Consider the following 20,310-nt stretch of genomic DNA (forward strand, 5'->3'; position numbering starts at 1 on the left):
CAATCAATCAGTAAATATGCTACGTTAAAGAAACGTTATAACATTTTTTGTTTTATAACCATCTGTAAAAACAATCATATAGTTTTTCGGATGCGTTACAACGTCACTGCGAGGGATTATTTACTCAATGGACTATTTAGATAAAATCATCGAAAAAATCAAGAATTTTGCTCGTAAGCTCGTTGAAGTTCTGGTTGGTCCAGAAGTTGAGCCTGAACTAGAGATGATTCCTATCCCTGTTCGAGATCGGCATTAGACTCCTTCTATTACTTATCAGTTCGTCCTTAGGTTTTTTAGAAATCTAATGATGCTAATGGGCTTTGCTGTTTTATGCTGCTAAATAGCCGTAAAAGATGGCAAACTTCGAATGTCATGACTAACCAGCGCTTTTCGCTGATTTCCTGTGAGTCGTCTTAGCATCCTGGTCCTGCACGGTCCTAACCTAAATCTACTCGGTCAGCGTGAACCCGGTATTTACGGTTCAGTCACCCTAGAAAAAATTAATCAGCAGCTGCTATCTCTGGCAGAGAAGCTGCAATGCGATATTGCATTCTATCAATCCAATCATGAAGGCAACCTAGTCGATACTATTCAGGAAGCCTTGGATTGTCATGACGGCATCGTCATCAATGCAGCAGCATATACCCATACCAGTGTCGCTATTCGCGATGCTTTAGCAGCTGTCGCTATTCCAGCTGTTGAAGTTCATCTGAGTAATATCTATCGCCGCGAAGACTTTCGGCATTATTCCTTTATCGCGCCAATCGTTGTCGGTCAAATCAGCGGATTCGGCGCCCAGAGCTACTCCTTAGGACTCCAAGCCTTAGTTAATCACTTACAAACCCAGACTTAATCCTGCCCTAGGCGATTCATTACGAAGTCTAGACTATAATAAACTTTTGTTACTGAAATCCGGGATTGTCGAGGGAGAATTCCGTGAGCCTGCAGTTGGTATCGGAGTTCTAAATGCTAAGACTGGAACATGTTAGTAAGGTCTATCCCACGGGCGAAATTCTCAAAGACGTGAATTGGGAGCTAAAACCGGGTGATCGGATTGGCTTAGTGGGCGTCAATGGTGCAGGCAAATCTACCCAACTCAAAATCATTGCTGGGGAAGTAGAGCCAACATCGGGAGAGGTCATTCGTCCCAACAACCTTCATATTGCCTATCTCAACCAAGAGTTCGATGTTGTCACAAGTCGAACCGTACGGGAAGAATTTTGGACCGTTTTTACAGAAGCCAACCAAGTTCAGCAACAGCAGCAGCAAGTCCAGCAGCAAATGGAAAGTGCTGATCCAGACACCCTCGACGACTTAATCCATCAGCTGGACCGGCTACAGCGTCAGTTTGAAGCCTTAGATGGCTATAACCTAGAGTCCCGGATTGAAAAAATCTTGCCGGAAATGGGCTTTAGCTCCGAGGATGGAGACCGATTGGTCAGTGCCTTTAGTGGCGGTTGGCAAATGCGGATGTGCTTAGGTAAAATCCTGCTGCAAAGCCCCGATATTCTCCTACTGGACGAACCGACCAACCACTTGGACCTAGAAACCATTGAGTGGCTAGAGACCTATTTAAAAGGACTCACGACCCCCATGGTGATTGTGTCCCACGATCGCGCCTTTATGGATCGACTCTGTACTCGAATCGTGGAAACTGAGCGGGGAGTGGCTACCTCTTATTTGGGCAACTATTCTGCATACATCCAACAGAAAACAGAACAGCAATCTGCCCAGCTGAGTGCTTATGACCATCAGCAAAAAGAACTCGAAAAACAGCAGGCCTATGTGGATCGCTTTCGCGCAAGTGCCACCCGCAGTACCCAAGCAAAAAGTCGCGAAAAGCAGCTCAACAAAGTAGAACGAATTGAAGCCCCCACTGCCGATGTCCGCACCCTAAAGTTTCAGTTTCCTGCTGCACCTCGTAGTGGCCGAGAAGTCATCATCGTCAAGGATATGGTGAAAACCTATGGAGACGATATTCTTTTCCTAGGGGCCAACCTATTGCTAGAGCGTGGCGATCGAGTGGCCATCTTAGGCCCGAATGGGGCCGGGAAATCCACCCTCCTGCACATGTTGATGGGAACAGAGCCACCCGATGAAGGTACCATCAAGTTTGGAGAGCATAACGTCATCCCAGGGTATTTTGAGCAGAACCAAGCAGAGGCTTTGGATCTTTCAAAAACCGTGATGGAAACCATTCATGATGAGGTACCTGATTGGAAGAATGAAGAGGTACGGACCCTCTTGGGACGTTTCCTCTTCAGTGGCGAAACTGCCTTCAAACGAGTGGAAGCTCTGAGTGGAGGGGAGAAAGCTCGGTTGGCCCTAGCCAAAATGTTGCTCAGCCCCGTCAACTTACTCATTCTAGATGAGCCGACTAACCACCTCGATATTCCAGCAAAAGAGATGCTAGAAGCAGCACTACAGGATTACGACGGCACGGTCGTGATTGTGTCCCATGACCGATATTTCATCTCACAAGTCGCGACTAAAATTGTGGAGATCAATGAGGGAGAATTGACTCTCTATCGGGGCGATTATCAGTACTACCAAGAGAAAATAGCTGCCACAGCCGAGCAAGCAAAACAAGATAAGATTGCCGCCGAGAAAGCAGCCAAAGCTGAGGCGAAGCGGACCAAGAAGCGAAAGAAAGCAAAAGCCAAGGTTTAGTAGTAGCCTGCAGTAGAATCTCAACCGTTTTAGCCCCCTAAAACACACCATAATGCTGCTGAAATGCATCAGGTGGCCTATTTTTCTCCGTGCTAGAGTATGGTCTGGTGGCGATCTTTCAGCATTATGGTATTCAAAAATTTTACTTATCCGACTGTGGCACTCATTGGGGTTGCAGCAGTTGCAATTGCACCTCAACCTGCCCAATCCCTCAGTCCTGATCAAATCAGTGGCATTGCGAAACAAGTCACGGTTCTAATCGATGGTCAAAATCCAGGATCAGGAGTGATTATCAATCGGGATGGCGATACCTATACCGTTCTCACTGCGTTTCATGTCGTCGGCACCCCCGATGAATATGATGTTGTCACCCCCACCGATCAACGCTACAAATTAGACTATCAAACCGTTAAACGCCTGCCAGGCATTGATCTAGCTGTCCTCAAGTTTAAAAGCGATAAAACCTACAAAGTCGCCGACCTGGGAAACTCTACCCAAATACAAGAAGGGAAGCCCATTTTTGTAGCGGGATTTCCACAACCGACTCAAGCCATTAACTTATCGATTTACCGATTTACCGAAGGGCGGCTCACCGCCAACTCGTCTAAACCTTTAGCCGATGGCTATGCCCTGGTTTATAACAATTCCACACGGCCTGGCATGAGCGGCGGCCCCGTCTTAGATGATCAAGGAGCCCTGGTCGGAATTCATGGTCGCTCTGATGCTCAGCAACAGGGCAATGTCTACTTCAAAAATGATACGAACCTGGGCATTCCCATTGATACCTTCTCAACGATGGTCCCTCAGATAGGGGTTAAGTTAGATTCTAACCTTGCAACCTCTCCACCTAGCCCATCCAATCCCTCTATTCCTCCACGCCCGCCAGTGCCCCAAGGACCAAGGGCAGGTGACTTTTACCTCCAGGCCACTGATAAGCTGCAGCGGGGAGATTCCCAAGGGGCGCTGCAGGATCTGAACCAGGCGATTAGTCTAAATCCTAGCTATGCCAGTGCTTATGGCGATCGGGCCACCATCAAGTTTCAGCAAGGCGATCGCCCAGGAGCGCTCGCAGACTTAGACCAAGCAATCCAGATTGATCCTCAGTTAGCAGATGCCTATGGGATTCGCGGACTATATCGGGTGGTCACTGGCAATATTCGCGGGGCTCAATCCGACGTTGAGAAAGCAGTTCGTCTAAAACCTGAAATCGGCTATGCCTCTCGGGGAGTCGTACGCTGGTATCGCAGTGATTTATCAGGGGCTCAATCCGATTTCGATCAAGCATTAAACCTCAAAGCCTCTTTCAAGGATGCCTATGCTGTTCACTATTTTCGTGGGTTTGTCCGGTGGCAGTTGGGCAATTATGATGGCGCTCTGAAAGATCTGAATCGTTCCATTCAGCTCAATCCTAAATATTTAGAAGCTGTAGGCGTTCGGGGAATTTTGCGTTTCCAAATGGGAGACAATCAAGGGGCCTTACGGGACTTTGATGAAGGCATCCGCATCAATACTGGCAGTAGTGATATCTACACCATCCGCGGCATGATTCGCCTCACCCAAGGCGATAACCCAGAGGCCATTTCTGATTTTGATCAAGTTATTCGCATCAAGCCTGGCAATGTTGCTCTTGCGGATATGTATGGTAGCCGAGGAATTGCCTACTTCCAGGCGGGGAATGACGAACAAGCTCTTGCCAGTCTTCAACAGGCGGTTCAACTGGCAAAAGATCCGAGCAGCCGAGATTCCTATCAGAAGTTAAGTAACGCGATTAACCAAGTGCAATCGCAACCTGCATTACGCCCTAAGATGAAGGCCTTTATCCAAACCTTTATGCAGAGCTATCTAAAACGATATATCGGCCAGTATGTGCAGTCCTATCGTCCTCTCCAAAGCTAGGGGCTGATCGAGTAATGAGGCGAGATCAGCAGGGGCTAGCCCAGCATGTTGGCTGAGGTTAGCCCTCTCAAGGCCCAAGACTTAGCAGAGGCAGTAGCTTTAGATCTGCAGATTTTTGGTGGCTGGTGGAGTTTGCAAGGGTACCAGCAAGAATTGGACCGGCTGAGCAGTACTTTATTGGGACTACGATTGCGAATGGAGGCTTCGAATCCTGCAATCCGTGATGATCAGACAGCGTCATCTCATCCCTTGATTGGCATCAGTTGTCTATGGAGAGTCGAAGACGAAGCCCATATTACGATGCTGGGTATTCATCCTCAACATCAAGGGCAAGGGCTGGGCCAAGCCCTATTAACATCACTCTTAACATTAGCCAGACTTGAGCAAGCCAATCGAGCCACGTTAGAAGTCAATGTTGCCAACTCGGCAGCCGTGAAACTATACAAAAAATTGGGGTTCAAAACCGCTGGGCAACGGCCCCACTATTACGACAACGGTGAGGATGCCCTCATCCTCTGGCAAGGAGATTTACAGACCTCTCAATTTCAGCAATCTCTTGAGGTATGGCAACGCGACACTGAGCATCAACTCGCCCTGTGGGGATGCAGTGGTCTAAAGATGATCTGGGGTGATGCTAAGGCAGACTCTTAAAGTAATTTCGTAATATCCACACCCTAGTTTGATCATTTATGACCCAATTGTTGGAAAGATAAATCTACAATGGATCAAAGGAAAAAGCTGTTTTGGTCAAAAATAGGATTTTTCGTTTACGAAAGTTCCTCATCGATTCAGTGAGAATCCTTATGTAATCACCAATTCAGCCGATCTATCGTGCTAAAATTGGGTTTACCAGCAAGCAGCAGGTTGTGGGAAAACGCCATGTTTGAACGCTTTACAGAAAAAGCCATTAAAGTCATCATGCTGGCTCAAGAGGAAGCCCGCCGCTTGGGGCACAATTTTGTCGGCACAGAGCAAATTCTTTTGGGCCTCATTGGAGAAGGAACAGGCGTGGCTGCCAAAGTTTTGAAATCCATGGGTGTCAATCTTAAAGATGCTCGCGTTGAAGTAGAAAAAATTATCGGTCGCGGTTCTGGGTTTGTTGCGGTAGAGATTCCCTTTACCCCCAGAGCAAAGCGCGTTCTCGAGTTGTCCTTGGAAGAGGCCCGTCAATTGGGTCATAACTACATTGGCACTGAGCACCTGCTTTTAGGACTCATCCGTGAGGGTGAAGGGGTCGCCGCCCGTGTCCTGGAAAATCTTGGAGTTGACCTGGCTAAGGTTCGCACCCAAGTCATCCGCATGTTGGGTGAAACAGCAGAAGTCTCTGCTGGCGGTGGACAAGGACGAACCAAAACGCCAACCCTAGACGAATTTGGGGCCAATCTAACTAACCTAGCGACTGAAGGCAAGCTCGATCCGGTCGTCGGTCGTCAAAAAGAAATTGAGCGCGTCATTCAGATTCTCGGCCGTCGGACCAAAAACAACCCGGTCCTGATTGGTGAACCAGGTGTGGGTAAAACTGCGATCGCAGAAGGTCTCGCCCAGCGCATCGCCAATGGAGATATTCCCGACATCCTGGAAGAGAAGCGCGTGGTTACCTTGGATATTGGTCTGCTGGTTGCCGGCACCAAATATCGAGGTGAGTTTGAAGAGCGCCTCAAGAAAATCATGGATGAGATTCGCCAAGCCTCCAACGTTATTTTGGTGATTGACGAAGTTCATACCCTCATCGGTGCGGGAGCTGCTGAAGGGGCCATTGATGCCGCTAACATCCTCAAGCCTGCGTTGGCTCGGGGTGAACTACAGTGCATTGGTGCCACCACCTTAGATGAATATCGTAAGCATATTGAGCGGGATGCAGCCCTGGAACGTCGTTTCCAGCCTGTCATGGTGGGTGAGCCTTCTGTTGAAGAAACCATCGAAATTCTGTATGGCCTGCGCGAACGCTATGAGCAGCACCATAAGCTCAGCATTTTAGATGAGTCTTTGGAAGCAGCTGCTAAGCTCTCTGATCGCTATATCTCTGATCGCTATCTCCCGGACAAGGCCATCGACTTGATTGATGAAGCTGGATCCAGAGTGCGGTTGATTAACTCGCAACTGCCGCCTGCCGCCAAGGAATTAGACAAGGAACTTCGCAAGGTCCTCAAAGATAAGGACGATGCAGTTCGGTCTCAAGACTTCGATAAAGCGGGTGAACTGCGGGATCGCGAGATGGAGATTAAGTCCGAAATCAAAGCCATTGCTCAGAACAAAAAAAATTCTAGTGATGAAAAGACAGACGATTCTCCCAAAGTAACGGAAGAAGATATCGCCCATATCGTGGCCTCCTGGACTGGGGTTCCCGTCAGTAAGCTGACGGAATCTGAGTCTGAGAAGCTGATGCATATGGAAGATACCTTGCACCAGCGCTTGATTGGTCAGGATGAAGCCGTACGCGCTATCTCTCGGGCGATTCGGCGGGCTCGTGTGGGTTTGAAGAATCCCAATCGTCCCATTGCTAGCTTCATTTTCTCTGGTCCGACCGGGGTGGGCAAGACAGAGCTAACTAAGGCTCTAGCAACCTACTTCTTTGGGGCGGAAGAAGCCATGATTCGCTTGGATATGTCTGAGTACATGGAGCGTCATACGGTTTCCAAGTTGATTGGTTCACCTCCTGGCTATGTTGGCTATAACGAAGGTGGACAGCTCACTGAGGCTGTTCGACGACGTCCTTACACCGTGGTCCTCTTCGACGAAATTGAAAAGGCCCACCCTGATGTCTTCAATATGCTGCTGCAGATTTTGGAAGATGGTCGCTTGACCGATGCCAAAGGACGGACGGTGGACTTCAAGAACACCTTGCTGATCATGACTTCGAACATCGGGTCGAAGGTGATTGAGAAGGGTGGCGGTGGACTTGGCTTTGAATTCGCCGAGGATGAAGCGGATTCCCAATACAATCGGATTCGCTCCTTGGTTAACGAAGAGCTGAAGGGCTACTTCCGACCTGAGTTCTTGAACCGACTAGACGAAATCATTGTCTTCCGTCAGCTCAACAAGGCTGAAGTTAAAGAAATTTCTGAGCTCTTACTGAAGGAAGTCTTCGTCCGCTTAGAAGAAAAGAACATCACCTTGGAAATCACGGAGCGCTTTAAGGAGCGTTTGGTGGAAGAGGGCTACAACCCCAGTTATGGGGCACGTCCTTTACGTCGGGCCATTATGCGCTTGCTGGAAGACACCTTGGCCGAAGAGATTCTCTCGGGTCGGGTGAAGGAAGGCGATACTGCCATCGTTGATGTCGACGAAAATCAGCAAGTCAAGATTGCCCCGGCTGAAAAACGGGAACTGCTGCCTCAAGCCGCAGAATAATCAACGACCTGCTCATTGCTGAAAAAGGGAAATCCGAAAGGGTTTCCCTTTCTTGTTACTACCTCTATAACGCCCAGGACGATCTATGACTGCAGAGACCCCTGTCCACAACCACGATCACCACGACCATGATTCCTGTACTCACAGTCACGGCGTTATCGATCCCAGTTTGGCGAGTTCTGAACGGGGCTTGTGGGCCGTCAAATGGTCTACGGCGGGACTGCTCATCACGGTTTTACTCCAAGTGGGTGCGGTTTATCTTTCTGGCAGTGTGGCCCTCTTGGCTGACTTACTCCACAACGTCGGCGATATTATTAGTGCTTTACCCTTGGGCATTGCCTTTTGGATGGGACGATTGGCCCCTAGCCGTCGATTCCAGTATGGCTATGGTCGAGTTGAAGATTTAGCTGGCGTCATGATCATTCTGATTATTGCGGCTAGCGCCGTAGCTACGGGATATGAATCGATTCAGCGATTTATCCATCCTCAACCTTTGGAGCACTTGGGAGCCGTTGCGATCGCAGCCGGTATCGGTTTCATCGGCAATGAATCCATTGCTCTATTTCGCATCCGAGTCGGCAAGGAAATTGGTAGTGCAGCATTAGTCGCAGATGGATATCATGCCCGCACTGATGGGCTTGTCAGCTTAGCAGTGGTCATCAGTGCCATAGGGTTATGGCTGGGCTACCCTTGGGCTGATCCAGTGGTGGGGTTAGGGATTACTTTCGCTTTACTGCATATTGTTTGGGATTCTGGCCAGACCGTTTTGACGCGGTTACTAGATGGCATTGAGCCTGGAACGACAGAGCAATTACAGCTGGCCCTTGCCGAATATGACTATACAAATTTAAAGGCCCGATGGATGGGACATCAGCTTTATGCTCAGGTTTGTCTGGCAGTAGAGCCTGAGATGAGTGTTGGAGACGGGGATGCGATCGCAAACCAGCTTCGTACTCACCTCCAACAAGAAATTCCTTATCTATCAGACATTTGTATAGAGATGCAGAAAAAATCCTAACTCTTGAGATGCAGACTCTACTACAACACAAAATCTAACCAAACTATCTTGAATTGCCACATCCATTGACTCTAGAAGCCATCAACCGTCTGATACTTCATTTTCCGTAACCTTCAGGCACAAGAATTCAGTCTATCTAGTCAGATGTTGTACAGTGATCTGCAAAATCTGAATTCCTAGGAGTTGAGCATATGAATCTTGACCTGGCAATGACGATGGTATGGCTGTGTTTAGGGTTGAGTTTGGGGTGGTTAGGGTTACTTCTAGCCCTCAGCACAGCCAATACTCTGCAAAAGATTCAGCCCAAACAATCCAAAAAGAAACAGTCCTCGCCCTTTAAGTTAAAACCTTTCTGGCAAGGGTGGTCAGATCAGATTCAGCTTCCAGTCTCGGACCCAACAGCCAGCAAATTGTTGGGGAAGCTCATTCCAGGCGAACAGACTATCCCTGCAGCATCCAGCCCTCTTTCACTTAATCATCCCCCTTTGGCCTGTGAGTTGGAAATCAGATCCCTCTCAGTCAGTCCTAGCTGTTGTTTACTCCATACCAAGCAAGGCTCTCCACTGCATGGCGGGGCGATTTCGACTCGGTTAACTCGGTTACGACGGATGGGAGTCTTGTTATAAAAGTCATCAATTGGGAGGATTTGACATAATTTGTAATAATTTGTTAGGGTGATGAACGGTAAGCCCCATAAAGAGTAAGTAATTATGCTCAAGAAATTAATTGTTCCCTTGACCTTTGCAGCATCAGTGTTTTTTCAGTCTGCTGCCTTGGCTCAAACGGCAACTTACTACAGTGATTACTACCAGGGCCGCCAAACTGCATCTGGCGAAATCTTCGATACATGGGGCAATACTGCAGCTCACCCTAGCCTACCCTTCGGCACTTGGGTCCAGGTGACTAATCTCAATAATGGGGCTTCAGTCAGTGTTCGCATCAACGATCGATGCAACTGCGGGATTGACCTCAGCAAAGCTGCTGCTGGACAGATTGGTCTTCTGCAATCAGGTGTTGCACCCGTATCCATCCAAATTCTCCGGTAAGTGACTGTCTCCAACTGTTGGATTGCAATAGATTGATCAGAATTTGCTCTGAGTTGAAATCTTGATATTTCCAGAAGCCTCCTAATTGAGTTAGGGGGCTTCTTTGATCTCTGCCCTCAAGTACTCAGTGCGGGTTCAGGGAAACTTAAAACATAAGAATATCTCGATCAACTATTCTGCTGAAGCTTTTGAAAAATGCGCAGAAGTAGGGGAACCCCGATCAGCGCAGACGCGATCAACGCCAATAAAATTTTTGCCAGACTCGCCGTTAAAATCCCTTGATAGAGATACCAGAGGATGCCCATCAACACGATGGCTCTGAGGATCAGACTTTGGGTTGAATAAGCGATACTGCCTTGTTGTGTAGTCAGCGGCAGGACAGATTGAGTTTCCCAAGCCAGATTTTTATTCAAACCGAATTGGTAAGAGTCTCCTGCCAACGTAGAAATCTTGAGTACATATCCCCCTGTTAGGCTCAGCAATACTGCTTCACTCACTGTGTCGAGGAGAATCTCCCAATCTCCACAAAATAGATAGGATTCTGTCAGAATCAGCATTCCGCGCCGGGACGTTACCCATTCAAGTTCATACTGCACCGGAGAATCGGCCTTCATCTTTCTGGCTTTCGTCACACCAGAAGCGAGTATCTGAACATTAGGGTACTGCTTTCGAAACTTCTGCAAGCGAAATGGAACGAGGTAAAACACATAACACGTCGCACGGCTAAATCCAATCAATACTTGTTCCAGCCAGTCAGTAATATGGGAAAGCATGGGAAAGTTGATTGCTGAAGTTTTATCAATCTAGATTTAGGAATAATACTGCCATCTTGATACAATTCCCTATCCTTAAGTATTTCACCACCTCTGAGTGAACTAGATATCGCCCAGTATTGATTGCTCTATTGTCCGATCTATTTATGACCGCCACTCAACTCCATCCCTCCAAACAACTGAAGAAACTACAAGCTCGCCTCAGAGGGCTAGTGGGCAAGGCCGTTCGTGACTACAACATGATCGAAGCGGGCGATCGGATTATGGTGTGTTTGTCTGGTGGCAAGGACTCCTACACCCTGCTGGATATCTTGCTGCACCTACAGCGGGCTGCCCCCATTGATTTTGAGATCCTGGCCGTCAACCTCGATCAAAAGCAACCCAATTTTCCAGAACAGATTTTACCGACTTATCTAGACCAACTCCAAGTCCCCTACCGCATCGTCGAAGAAGATACCTACAGTACGGTCAAACGAGTCATCCCAGAGGGCAAGACCATGTGTGGTCTTTGTTCTCGATTACGGAGAGGGATTCTATATCGAGTCGCTCAAGAAGAACAAGCCACCAAAATTGCCCTCGGCCACCATCGAGAAGACATTATCGAAACCCTTTTTCTCAATCTGTTCCATGCCGGCAAGCTAGAAGCCATGCCCCCCAAACTGTTGAGCGACAATCGCCAACATATGGTGATTCGTCCCCTCGCTTACTGCCCAGAAGCGGATATCCAGCGGTATGCCGATTTGCGTCAATTCCCGATTATTCCCTGCACCCTCTGTGGATCGCAGGAAACGCTACAGCGGGTCCAAGTCAAGCAAATGCTGCAAACTTGGGAACAAGAAACACCGGGGCGATTAGAAACGATCTTTCGCAGTCTACAAAATGTCGAATTATCGCAACTGGCCGATCCACAGCTTTTTGATTTTGCTCACTTGGCTATTGCCGCAACTCCTGCTGTAGATTCACCGGATAAGTCATGCCCCTAGCGAATATCAAGGGTCCCATCAATTCCTTCTAGGCTCAACATATCCAGACGTTCATCTGCTTCGCCGCGCTTTTCATAAGCACCCACCTGTAAGACGGATCGGCCCTTATATCTAGATCGAAACGCATCGGGAACTAGGGTTTTGATTCTCTTGTAATCCGCTGAACTTGCAGTCTTAACGATCACCCGATAGCGAAGTCTGGAGCGCTCATCCAAGGGGGGAGGAGGTGGATTTCCAGTGCCTGAAATTGCAGCTAACTGCTGGGCACGCCCTGCATCTCGACTGGCCGTATAAATATCCGAAGCAGGGCTATAGCGTCCCAAGGGCACATTTTCTTGAGGTACAGGGAGAACACCGCCAGAGTTAAGCGTCGATCCTGGAACCGACAAGTTAGGCAACCCTTTAGGAATGGGAGCGCTAGGAATAGGGGCAATGGCTGTGCGGCGAGGGGAAGGGACTGGAATGGGAATAGGACTAGAAAAGAATCCCTTGGATAACGGTGATTTGGCAGCCAACTTCACTAGTTTTCGCCGTTTGCTGGCTGAAGGTTTGGAGGAGGGTCTGTATCGAGTCGATTGTGGAGCTGTTAAAGGTGGAGGAGGTGGGCTTTCACCGGCTAACTCGGGTAATTCTGGATCGGTTTCCGGGCGAGGGAGGGCGATGGCACCTGGGGTTTTGCGGGCATGGGATGGGGGAATAGAAGGAGCAGACCCCAATGGCTGTCCCCTATTAGGCACTGGGATTTCAATGGGAGATGTAATGAGATTCGTTAATTCATCCCGCTCCTGGGACCGATCTAATTTACCTTTGGCTTTTGGAGGAGCTGCGGGTGGAGTCGGTGGCTGTGGTGACTCCAAAGGGGGGAGACTATCCACTCCATCTTCAGGTGGGGCGGGCGGGGCAGACTCTAAGGGGGGAACAGCATCAGAGGGGGCTTCAGCGATAGTATCTGCACTGGGAACTTGGTCATGGGTGAAATAAATATGGCCGAGGGTTTTGCCGTTGTAACTCCGCTTTGAGAACCGCCAACCGGGTTCTAGCTGAATTTTCAAGAAGCCATCCGTAAGACTTTGGGTTTCACCAATTTTCAGCTTGGGAGCACCCGGATTGCGGGAGGGATAACCCATCAGCACTAAGTTTCCATTTTGCTTCACCACGGAGAGACGATAGTCCATGGCATAGTCTTGCCCCCCTTGGCGAATGGAATACCCATTACTATCCGTACTCCGTCCACAAATACCGGTGAAGTCAAACTGTAGGAGCAGAGGGTCAATCACCCCAGGCTGATCCACCTTTTCTTCCCAGCAGGCCTGGGTCGATGAAATTTGCTCCAGAATAATCAGGTTATACTGCTTCCCTTCTGCAAACGGAACTGCGATCGCAATAAATTTACTTTGGTCTACTTCTTCTTGACCAAAGGTATAAGCCTGGGCTGAATGGGGAATCAACAGGCTCAGAAATAGGCTGGAGATCGCAACCGTAACCCGACTCAAATGATATTTCATGACTCCTATCCGCTTCCCAAAAAGTGAGTGACTTGCTACTAAAACTGGCTAATTTCTTTAGGAATGTCCATGACAAACCTGTGAGCTGAACGTAGATTTCTTCGGCTGCAAAATCACATTCACCCCAGAATCAAAATAGCCGGTGGTGCCAAATTTTATCCTATTTTTTACTCAAAACTAAAAGTGAAATATAAGTTAACAAATACAATTATTCTTAGGATCTAAGAGTTAAAACTTCCTGAGTATAAATAGCTATTTAAGTTCTAAAGTAGAGAACCAAAATTTAGACAAAGACGCATCGGTTACTTTGCCCAAAATGTATTATTTAACACCATCAAGTTTGATATTTCCTGCCTGAGACTCTAGGCATCAGACCAGTGGAAATACGAGATTAGATTCTAATTTTATTTTCAAAAAATAATATATCTGTACACAAATTTCTCACAGATTGCCTCAAACCGATGACGGATTATCTAGACGCCCGTTCAATCCCGTCTCAAAAATGTCCATCCTAACCCTATGAATAGAAAACGCATGGCTCAACCCATCGCCTGGGGCTATCTCTTCGGTCTACTGATGGCCTACATGGCTGTGGGGTGGGTTCTAGCAGCCTATGCAGCCCCCCTGCTGATGTGGGTTTGGACCGTGGTGCTGATGGCTTATGTCGCCTGGGCAGATAAGGGTGCGATCTCAGGTGCAATGCTATGGGTTGTTTCCGTCGTGTGGATTGCTGCATATACCACAGCAACCCCCCTGCTTATGAACTGGAAAGGGCCAACTTGGGCAATCTCATTAGTAGGGGTGTGGATATTCGCAATTTGGGTTGTTCTATTACTGGCGTTTGCTCAGCCAGTGATTCAGGCTTTGGGCTGGTCTCGAAAAAAGACTTTTTATCGTCTGCTGATGCTGACAGGCGCAGGATTGATCATCGGTCGTTTGCTGTACCTAGGATCAATGCCGACTCCCCCATCGATGGCCCTACTCTACATTACTTAGTACAGGAGATACCTCGGTTGCCTCAGTCATCATTTTCAAAAGATAGAAATCACTCCAACCCGAAAGATCAGAATTTCGTATCCTCTACCCCTACGGATTCTCTGTCACAGGCGATCTCTGGGCCTGACTGTATCAAACAAATCGATCCCACTCTTCTCTCCAATTTGAATACAGCACAAGTACTGGAAATCAAGCAATTTATCAGTCAAACCATTGCCCATGAAGTGACGCAAAAAACAGCTAATTTAAGCATCAATCATAATCAGTTAGAAAGCCAGGATTTTACCCGCAAAAAGCGCAAATCAAAACTCATTGATATTCGCTTTGTCGTTGACTTATTATTCTCGCGTTTCTACGTTGTATTAATGGTGGGTAAAGACGTCCGCAAAGGTCAACGTCCTTACCCCAAATCCCGAGCAACTAAAGCAGGTAATATGATCGCTGCCTTTATGCTAATTGTGGCCATGAATCTACTGATTTCTGCCGTTTTGCTATTAGGTCTCTATTTACTCAAGTCTGCTCTAAATATTGACCTCATGCCTGGACATTTTTCAGATCAATTAGAAATCTTAAAAAAATAAAGATATAAACTCTCTTCCACTTCATTGTGGCGCTTGTTTTAGCTCAGCTCCTTGATAGGATAGAAAAGATTTATTCTTAATGTTTTTTCTAACGATGAATACAACCTCGACCCTTTATCGCATCTTGGATGCCAATCTCGATCGCGCACGAGAAGGGTTGCGGGTAATTGAAGAATGGTGTCGATTTGGTCTAGAAAATTCCCAACTGAGCGCTCAGTGCAAACAGCTCCGTCAGGACTTGGCTAGCTGGCATCACCCCCCCTTGCGGATGGCCCGAGATACCCCCAATGATCCAGGCACACAGCTTACCCACCCCCAAGAGGCAGCCCGCACTGACTTACCAACGGTTGTGCAAGCCAACCTTTGCCGGGTGCAAGAAGCCCTGCGAGTGCTGGAAGAATATAGCAAGCTTTACGATACCAACATGGCCGCAGCCTGTAAGCAGATGCGCTATCAGGTGTATACCCTAGACACTCAACTGCAACCTCGCCATCGATTGCAACAGTTACTCGATGCCCCCCTTTATTTAGTCACTTCCCCCAACAAACAGCTAGTCCCTGTCGTCGAAGCGGCATTGCAGGGAGGATTAAAGCTGGTTCAATACCGAGAGAAACAAGCAGATGACGAGCAACGTTTGGCCATTGCCCAGACCTTATGCCAGCTATGCCATCAATATAATGCTCTGTTTATTGTTAATGATCGGATTGATATTGCTGTGGCCGTGGATGCCGATGGAGTCCACTTGGGGCAGCAGGACATGACCATGGCGGTAGCTCGTCAAATGCTCGGGCCAGATAAGTTAGTGGGGCGCTCCACGACTAACCCTCAAGAAATGGATCGGGCCATCCAAGAGCAAGCAGACTATATTGGCGTCGGGCCTATTTATGCAACCCCCACTAAAGCAGACAAAGCGGCCGTCGGCCATGAGTACATCCACTATGCCAATCAACATGCGCCCATGCCCTATTACGCTATCGGCGGCATTGATGAGACCAACCTAGAAGAAGTCTTGACCGCAGGTGCCCAACGAGTGGCCGTGGTGAGGGCGATTATGAATGCCCCTTCTCCGACCCAGGCTGTCCAACAGATGTTAAAACAGTTTTCGAAAACACCCACTCCCACCCCGTAGACACAGCCTGAATATAGCCAACTTTGACCAAACCTATTCTTCAGCTCCCCCATCAAGATTCAGGGTTGAGTTTTGATCTTGAACTTAATATATAGATAGAGACTTCACCCTATCGGATCGCTTTTGTGAATGATTCCTCTAAATGAAAATGATTAATATCCAAGTCAATGGAGAACGACAAACCTGTTCACCCAGCATGGTATTGCCAGAATTTCTGGTACAGTTAAACCTCAATCCTCGCCTCGTGGCGGTAGAATACAATGGCGAAATTCTGCATCGACAGTTTTGGGAAACAACCCGCTTGCAGATGGGAGATCGTCTAGAAATCGTGACGATTGTGGGGGGCGGCTAAACCACCCGAATCTCAACACGATTTCGAGCAACGACTCTAAGTTCGAAAGTTGTCTTGGGGCATTTCTAAACCAGCTTAGGCCTGGGTTGCGAATTTGTATCAGAAATATTGGTCATTTGTCAATGCTTTACCCCAGCAATGTTGTTAAAATAAGTAACAGAGTTTAACAAAGGCAATCATCAGGTTATGGGCCGTGTCGGTGTTCTATTACTGAATCTAGGGGGACCAGAGCAGCTAAAGGATGTACGTCCTTTTTTGTATAACCTGTTTGCTGATCCAGAAATTTTACGGCTGCCATTTGCTTGGATGCAAAAGCCTTTTGCCGGGTTTATTTCCACCCTGCGGGCCCGGACGTCTCGGGACAACTATCGGCAAATCGGTGGTGGTTCCCCATTACGACGAATCACAGAAGCCCAAGCCCACGCGCTCCAAGATGACTTGCAGGCTAAGGGATGTGATGCTCAGGTTTATATCGGCATGCGTTACTGGCATCCTTTTACCGAAGAGGCTGTTGCCCGTATCAAACGAGATGGGATTGAAGAGCTGGTCATTCTGCCGCTCTATCCTCAGTTTTCGATCAGTACTAGCGGTTCGAGTATCCGGTTATTGGAGAAGATCTGGTCTGAAGACCCAGAATTACAGAAGATTAAGTACACTGTCATCTCTTCGTGGCATGATCGCCCTGGCTATGTGCAGGTCATGGCTGACTTTTTGCGCCAAGAGCTGGATCAGTTTGCCAATCCTGAGCAAACCACTGTATTTTTTAGTGCCCATGGTGTCCCCCTCAGCTATGTAACTGAATCGGGTGATCCCTACCAGCAAGAGATTGAGGCCAGTACTCAGCTGATTATGGAGGCGTTAGAACGCCCCAACCCCCATATTTTGGCTTATCAAAGTCGAGTGGGGCCGATGGAGTGGTTACGCCCCTACACCACAAATGTGATTGCGCATTTGGGTCAGCAGGGGGTTAAAGATTTAGTGGTGGTGCCTATTAGCTTTATCTCAGAGCATATCGAAACGCTCCAAGAGATCGATATGGAATACCGGCATTTAGCGCTCGAATCAGGCATTGAAAATTTTCGCCGGATGCCAGCCGTCAATATACATCCAGACTTTATCGATACCCTCAGTGAGATGGTGCTGGAATATCTAGACAAGCCCTCTTTAAGATTCTCTCAAGTCTTCCGACCTCAGAAAAAAATTAAGCTGTATCCCCAAGAGCGTTGGGAATGGGGGATGACGACCACGGCTGAACGCTGGAATGGTCGCTTCGCGATGGTCGGCTTTATTGCCCTACTGGTTGAACTGATCAGTGGCTATGGTCCCCTGCATTTAGCGGGGCTACTCTAGCTTTGCTTTTTAGACAGTTCGGCTTTCCATAATTTGTGCCAGTGATTGCGCACAGCACGATTGGCATCGTACATGGTCGAGTATCGTGATTGGATATTAAATTGGCACATCTGGGCAAAAATCTGAATTGTTGCCTGATGGAGTTCGACCATTTCTGGATCGGTCTCTGAGGCTGATGGTTGCAAAGCTTGTAAAAAGGTTTTGCCAATCACATATTGGTCTGTTTCAGGTTTAAAGGTCCCGTAGCTGATTTCTGGGGCTAAGACATCCCCTTGATCCTGAAGCAATTTTTGATATTGCGGAAATTGAACACTCAGCTTACTGAGAATACGGGGGACAACACCATAGTCAATCAGGACTAATTTTTTACCTTTTTCATTGGGCTGCAAGAAGCAATCAGGATGAGGATGACTATGCACCAAATCGGCCTGATGCAGGATTTCAATAATCGTTAAGACCTCATCCGCAAATTTGCAGGTCATGCGGGGATTTAAGGGAGCATGAGATACCAATACTTTGCTTAGCATTGTCCCTTCGATATGTTCATGAACGATATGAAGGACTTCACTATCTTGTAAGAAGCTGAGTACCGGGAGACATTGCAGATGGGGAGCCAGCTGTTTCAAAGTCGCCATTTCGGCTAAAAACAGCTCTTGCACAGCCTGTAAAACTTCTGGGCTATTGGTGTCTAACCGAAAGGTATGAACAATTCGTAGGGGGGTATCCAGCTCTTGTAGATCTTGGGCGATGGCAGTTTGTCCGAAGGCATGCTTACTGATGACTTCAACCAACCGAAAGTGCTCATCCCAAAATGAGGGCTGAGGTGCTGCTGCGACGGTAGATTCCAACAACTGCTGTCGGGCAACTGCCGAAGCATCACGGGTTTTGAGATGACTTTGAATACGAGCCAAAGCAATAGGTAAATCAATCGGCTTCGTGATGTAATCGTTAGCTCCTAATTCTAGGGCTTCGACCACATTTTCACTGGCATCCTTGGCGGTCGCCATAATCACCGGTAGCTCTTCTTGGGAATAGGTCTGCCGAATGCGCTTCAGGGTTTCGATCCCGCCAATACCTGGCATCATAATATCCAGCAATACCAGGGTAATCTCGGTGGTGGCAATGAGTTCCAATGCGGCTTCACCACTATCTGCTAGGGCAACTTCATAGCCCTTCCGCTGTAAACGCCGACTCAACATATCCCGGTTAGCCTCGACATCATCTACGACTAAGAGTTTATGAGTCGTGGGCTCAGAAACAGGCTTTGGGGGAGGAGAGGAAGGTAGGGATGACGGAGTACTCGCAACGAGGGGAGTCCCCTCACGTCCTTCTTGATGCACCTCGGATGGAGATGTTCTAGCCGCAGCGGTGACTAACTGTTCTGAGGGTGGAGCAGCGGGGGTCACTACAGCTGCGGGTGTCGCCTGTGCCACAGATTCGACTGGGCGTGGGGATTGTTCTGGAGTCCCTTGCAATAAGGTTTCAATTTTCTGCAGCAACCGTTTGAGATCAACGGGCTTAGTATCGTAATCATCACACCCTGCCGATAAGGCTTCTTCTCGATCACCTACCATGGCATGGGCTGTGAGGGCAATAATCGGAATAGCGGCTGTTTGTTCCCCGGCTTTGAGAGTCCTAGTCGCTTCCCAGCCATTCATCACTGGCAAACTCATATCCATCAGAATGAGATCGGGCTGCTCTGTGAGAGCCTTCGTGACGCCTTCGCCCCCATCAACTGCAATCACAACATCATAGCCCCGACGCTTTAATCGGCGTCCGAGCATATCGCGATTAAGTTCATTATCTTCAACTAATAGAATTTTCGGCATGAATGATGACCTCTCTAATCCCTGAGGTGTGTACGTATTGGCTCGATTAACTGGCCTTAGGCTTAACTAAAATGGCATCACCCTCTACTTTGACGTCATAGCTTTCTAGAGGATCAGAGGCAGGCCCTTTAACGACCGCTCCATCCGGTTTATAAGTGGAACCATGACAAGCACAAAAAATATCTTGTGAGTCTTGCTTCCAATCTACGGGGCAACCCTGATGGGTACAAGTCGGATTGAGAGCATGGAGGGTGTCTGAGCTTTTTGAATCTCGGACAACTAGTACTTTTTGGTTCCCTTTCAAGGTCTGCAGAATGCGACCATTTTGATCTAAGTCTTGGGTCTGACCCACCTTGATAAACCCATCAGGGGTCGTTTCAGTTTTAGGAGCTGGGGTTGGGGAGGTTGAAGACTGTTGCGTACAGGCGCCAATCACAACGGAGACGACTCCTGAAATCCAACTTAAGGTCAACCATGACAGAACTTTTCGGCGGTTCATACTGAAATCTTAAGGAACGAGATCCACAATAGTTTACTAGCTGATGGAAGATTCCCCAGAAAAACATGAGGGAATAAGTGCATGCAGACTAGAACTAGCTTGCCCAGAATAAGGTTATAAACTGAACTACAAAAACATTTGTTTGACGACAAAAAAAGGCTAAGAATAGACCTTAAGCACTGATATACATAGGATGGATGGGGGTATTGAGCTTATTTCAAGGAATTAGCTTTTCTCTCATGAATTCCTGTTATTACGATATTTTTGTTTACAAATATATTGTTGAGAGAGACCCAGATTTGGGCAAACTAAGGATTGAAGGCAGAGTGCAA

The 20,310-nt window shown here is 47.9% G+C and carries 19 protein-coding genes; 15 read left to right on the forward strand and 4 right to left on the reverse strand.

What is annotated here, in order from left to right; genetic code table 11:
* Nucleotides 1–127 precede the first annotated feature (127 nt).
* The 9 genes from I1H34_RS21220 (at nt 128) to I1H34_RS21260 (ending at nt 9,981) form a co-directional block, all read left to right on the forward strand.
* The gene (locus tag I1H34_RS21220) at nt 128–256 is read left to right on the forward strand and encodes a DNA topoisomerase I (protein ID WP_212662920.1); all 129 of its coding nucleotides are present in this window, start codon (nt 128–130) and stop codon (nt 254–256) included.
* 147 nt (nt 257–403) lie between these two features.
* Nucleotides 404–853 carry a type II 3-dehydroquinate dehydratase gene (gene aroQ / locus I1H34_RS21225; protein WP_212662921.1) on the forward strand — a complete coding sequence of 150 codons (450 nt, stop codon included), beginning with the start codon at nt 404–406 and terminating at the stop codon, nt 851–853.
* A 113-nt stretch (nt 854–966) separates the two neighbouring features.
* Entirely contained in the window at nt 967–2,670 is a 1,704-nt protein-coding gene (locus I1H34_RS21230) for an ABC-F family ATP-binding cassette domain-containing protein (RefSeq protein ID WP_212662922.1), read from the forward strand.
* A gap of 126 nt (nt 2,671–2,796) precedes the next feature.
* Nucleotides 2,797–4,566 carry a tetratricopeptide repeat-containing S1 family peptidase gene (locus I1H34_RS21235; RefSeq protein ID WP_212662923.1) on the forward strand — a complete coding sequence of 590 codons (1,770 nt, stop codon included), beginning with the start codon at nt 2,797–2,799 and terminating at the stop codon, nt 4,564–4,566.
* Between the two features lie 45 nt (nt 4,567–4,611).
* The gene (locus I1H34_RS21240) at nt 4,612–5,217 is read left to right on the forward strand and encodes a GNAT family N-acetyltransferase (protein WP_212662924.1); all 606 of its coding nucleotides are present in this window, start codon (nt 4,612–4,614) and stop codon (nt 5,215–5,217) included.
* 228 nt (nt 5,218–5,445) lie between these two features.
* A complete protein-coding gene (locus I1H34_RS21245) occupies nt 5,446–7,917 on the forward strand; it encodes an ATP-dependent Clp protease ATP-binding subunit (RefSeq protein ID WP_212662925.1) in 2,472 nt (823 codons plus the stop codon).
* 85 nt (nt 7,918–8,002) lie between these two features.
* Nucleotides 8,003–8,935 (forward strand): cation diffusion facilitator family transporter, encoded by a 933-nt coding sequence (locus I1H34_RS21250; protein WP_212662926.1) that lies wholly within the window; start codon nt 8,003–8,005, stop codon nt 8,933–8,935.
* A gap of 191 nt (nt 8,936–9,126) precedes the next feature.
* Entirely contained in the window at nt 9,127–9,561 is a 435-nt protein-coding gene (locus I1H34_RS21255; protein ID WP_212662927.1) for a hypothetical protein, read from the forward strand.
* An 84-nt stretch (nt 9,562–9,645) separates the two neighbouring features.
* Nucleotides 9,646–9,981, forward strand: a complete 336-nt coding sequence (locus I1H34_RS21260) for a septal ring lytic transglycosylase RlpA family protein (RefSeq protein ID WP_212662928.1) — start codon at nt 9,646–9,648, stop codon at nt 9,979–9,981.
* A 167-nt stretch (nt 9,982–10,148) separates the two neighbouring features.
* On the opposite strand, the gene I1H34_RS21265 is transcribed toward I1H34_RS21260, so the two are convergent.
* Nucleotides 10,149–10,754 carry a hypothetical protein gene (locus tag I1H34_RS21265; protein WP_212662929.1) on the reverse strand — a complete coding sequence of 202 codons (606 nt, stop codon included), beginning with the start codon at nt 10,752–10,754 and terminating at the stop codon, nt 10,149–10,151.
* Nucleotides 10,755–10,900: 146 nt separating this feature from the next.
* Between I1H34_RS21265 and ttcA the strand changes: the two genes are divergently transcribed.
* The gene (gene ttcA, locus I1H34_RS21270) at nt 10,901–11,737 is read left to right on the forward strand and encodes a tRNA 2-thiocytidine(32) synthetase TtcA (protein ID WP_212662930.1); all 837 of its coding nucleotides are present in this window, start codon (nt 10,901–10,903) and stop codon (nt 11,735–11,737) included.
* Here the strand turns inward: ttcA and I1H34_RS21275 are convergent.
* Entirely contained in the window at nt 11,734–13,242 is a 1,509-nt protein-coding gene (locus I1H34_RS21275) for a DUF3747 domain-containing protein (protein WP_212662931.1), read from the reverse strand. The genes ttcA and I1H34_RS21275 overlap by 4 nt on opposite strands.
* Nucleotides 13,243–13,761: 519 nt before the next feature.
* Between I1H34_RS21275 and I1H34_RS21280 the strand changes: the two genes are divergently transcribed.
* From I1H34_RS21280 to hemH, 5 genes are all read left to right on the forward strand, one after another.
* Nucleotides 13,762–14,238: a hypothetical protein gene (locus tag I1H34_RS21280; RefSeq protein ID WP_249369465.1), complete on the forward strand. Its 477-nt coding sequence runs from the start codon at nt 13,762–13,764 to the stop codon at nt 14,236–14,238.
* Between the two features lie 164 nt (nt 14,239–14,402).
* Entirely contained in the window at nt 14,403–14,819 is a 417-nt protein-coding gene (locus tag I1H34_RS21285) for a hypothetical protein (protein ID WP_249369467.1), read from the forward strand.
* 94 nt (nt 14,820–14,913) lie between these two features.
* Complete coding sequence (locus I1H34_RS21290; protein ID WP_315874848.1) at nt 14,914–15,948, forward strand: thiamine phosphate synthase; 1,035 nt, start codon at nt 14,914–14,916, stop codon at nt 15,946–15,948.
* Between the two features lie 142 nt (nt 15,949–16,090).
* Nucleotides 16,091–16,300 carry a sulfur carrier protein ThiS gene (thiS, locus tag I1H34_RS21295; RefSeq protein ID WP_315874849.1) on the forward strand — a complete coding sequence of 70 codons (210 nt, stop codon included), beginning with the start codon at nt 16,091–16,093 and terminating at the stop codon, nt 16,298–16,300.
* Nucleotides 16,301–16,486: 186 nt separating this feature from the next.
* Nucleotides 16,487–17,650, forward strand: a complete 1,164-nt coding sequence (gene hemH, locus I1H34_RS21300) for a ferrochelatase (protein WP_212662935.1) — start codon at nt 16,487–16,489, stop codon at nt 17,648–17,650.
* On the opposite strand, the gene I1H34_RS21305 is transcribed toward hemH, so the two are convergent.
* Nucleotides 17,647–19,479 carry a response regulator gene (locus tag I1H34_RS21305; protein WP_212662936.1) on the reverse strand — a complete coding sequence of 611 codons (1,833 nt, stop codon included), beginning with the start codon at nt 19,477–19,479 and terminating at the stop codon, nt 17,647–17,649. The two genes, hemH and I1H34_RS21305, sit on opposite strands and share 4 nt — an antisense overlap.
* Nucleotides 19,480–19,525: 46 nt before the next feature.
* Nucleotides 19,526–19,978 (reverse strand): QcrA and Rieske domain-containing protein, encoded by a 453-nt coding sequence (locus tag I1H34_RS21310; protein WP_212662937.1) that lies wholly within the window; start codon nt 19,976–19,978, stop codon nt 19,526–19,528.
* Between the last annotated feature and the right edge of the window lie 332 nt (nt 19,979–20,310).

The organism is Acaryochloris marina S15, from assembly GCF_018336915.1.
GTDB classification, from domain to species: Bacteria; Cyanobacteriota; Cyanobacteriia; order Thermosynechococcales; family Thermosynechococcaceae; genus Acaryochloris; species Acaryochloris marina_A.

Excerpts from the sequence above, each read along its gene's own strand:
- I1H34_RS21280 (WP_249369465.1), top strand. The coding sequence starts at position 13,762 with ATGAATAGAAAACGCATGGCTCAACCCATCGCCTGGGGCTATCTCTTC.
- I1H34_RS21250 (WP_212662926.1), top strand. The coding sequence starts at position 8,003 with ATGACTGCAGAGACCCCTGTCCACAACCACGATCACCACGACCATGAT.
- hemH (WP_212662935.1), top strand. The coding sequence starts at position 16,487 with ATGGGCCGTGTCGGTGTTCTATTACTGAATCTAGGGGGACCAGAGCAG.
- I1H34_RS21230 (WP_212662922.1), top strand. The coding sequence starts at position 967 with ATGCTAAGACTGGAACATGTTAGTAAGGTCTATCCCACGGGCGAAATT.
- I1H34_RS21275 (WP_212662931.1), bottom strand. The coding sequence starts at position 13,242 with ATGAAATATCATTTGAGTCGGGTTACGGTTGCGATCTCCAGCCTATTT.
- I1H34_RS21235 (WP_212662923.1), top strand. The coding sequence starts at position 2,797 with ATGGTATTCAAAAATTTTACTTATCCGACTGTGGCACTCATTGGGGTT.
- I1H34_RS21255 (WP_212662927.1), top strand. The coding sequence starts at position 9,127 with ATGAATCTTGACCTGGCAATGACGATGGTATGGCTGTGTTTAGGGTTG.
- I1H34_RS21290 (WP_315874848.1), top strand. The coding sequence starts at position 14,914 with ATGAATACAACCTCGACCCTTTATCGCATCTTGGATGCCAATCTCGAT.
- I1H34_RS21265 (WP_212662929.1), bottom strand. The coding sequence starts at position 10,754 with ATGCTTTCCCATATTACTGACTGGCTGGAACAAGTATTGATTGGATTT.
- I1H34_RS21310 (WP_212662937.1), bottom strand. The coding sequence starts at position 19,978 with ATGAACCGCCGAAAAGTTCTGTCATGGTTGACCTTAAGTTGGATTTCA.
- I1H34_RS21240 (WP_212662924.1), top strand. The coding sequence starts at position 4,612 with ATGTTGGCTGAGGTTAGCCCTCTCAAGGCCCAAGACTTAGCAGAGGCA.
- I1H34_RS21220 (WP_212662920.1), top strand. The coding sequence starts at position 128 with ATGGACTATTTAGATAAAATCATCGAAAAAATCAAGAATTTTGCTCGT.
- I1H34_RS21305 (WP_212662936.1), bottom strand. The coding sequence starts at position 19,479 with ATGCCGAAAATTCTATTAGTTGAAGATAATGAACTTAATCGCGATATG.
- I1H34_RS21245 (WP_212662925.1), top strand. The coding sequence starts at position 5,446 with ATGTTTGAACGCTTTACAGAAAAAGCCATTAAAGTCATCATGCTGGCT.
- ttcA (WP_212662930.1), top strand. The coding sequence starts at position 10,901 with ATGACCGCCACTCAACTCCATCCCTCCAAACAACTGAAGAAACTACAA.
- I1H34_RS21260 (WP_212662928.1), top strand. The coding sequence starts at position 9,646 with ATGCTCAAGAAATTAATTGTTCCCTTGACCTTTGCAGCATCAGTGTTT.
- thiS (WP_315874849.1), top strand. The coding sequence starts at position 16,091 with ATGAAAATGATTAATATCCAAGTCAATGGAGAACGACAAACCTGTTCA.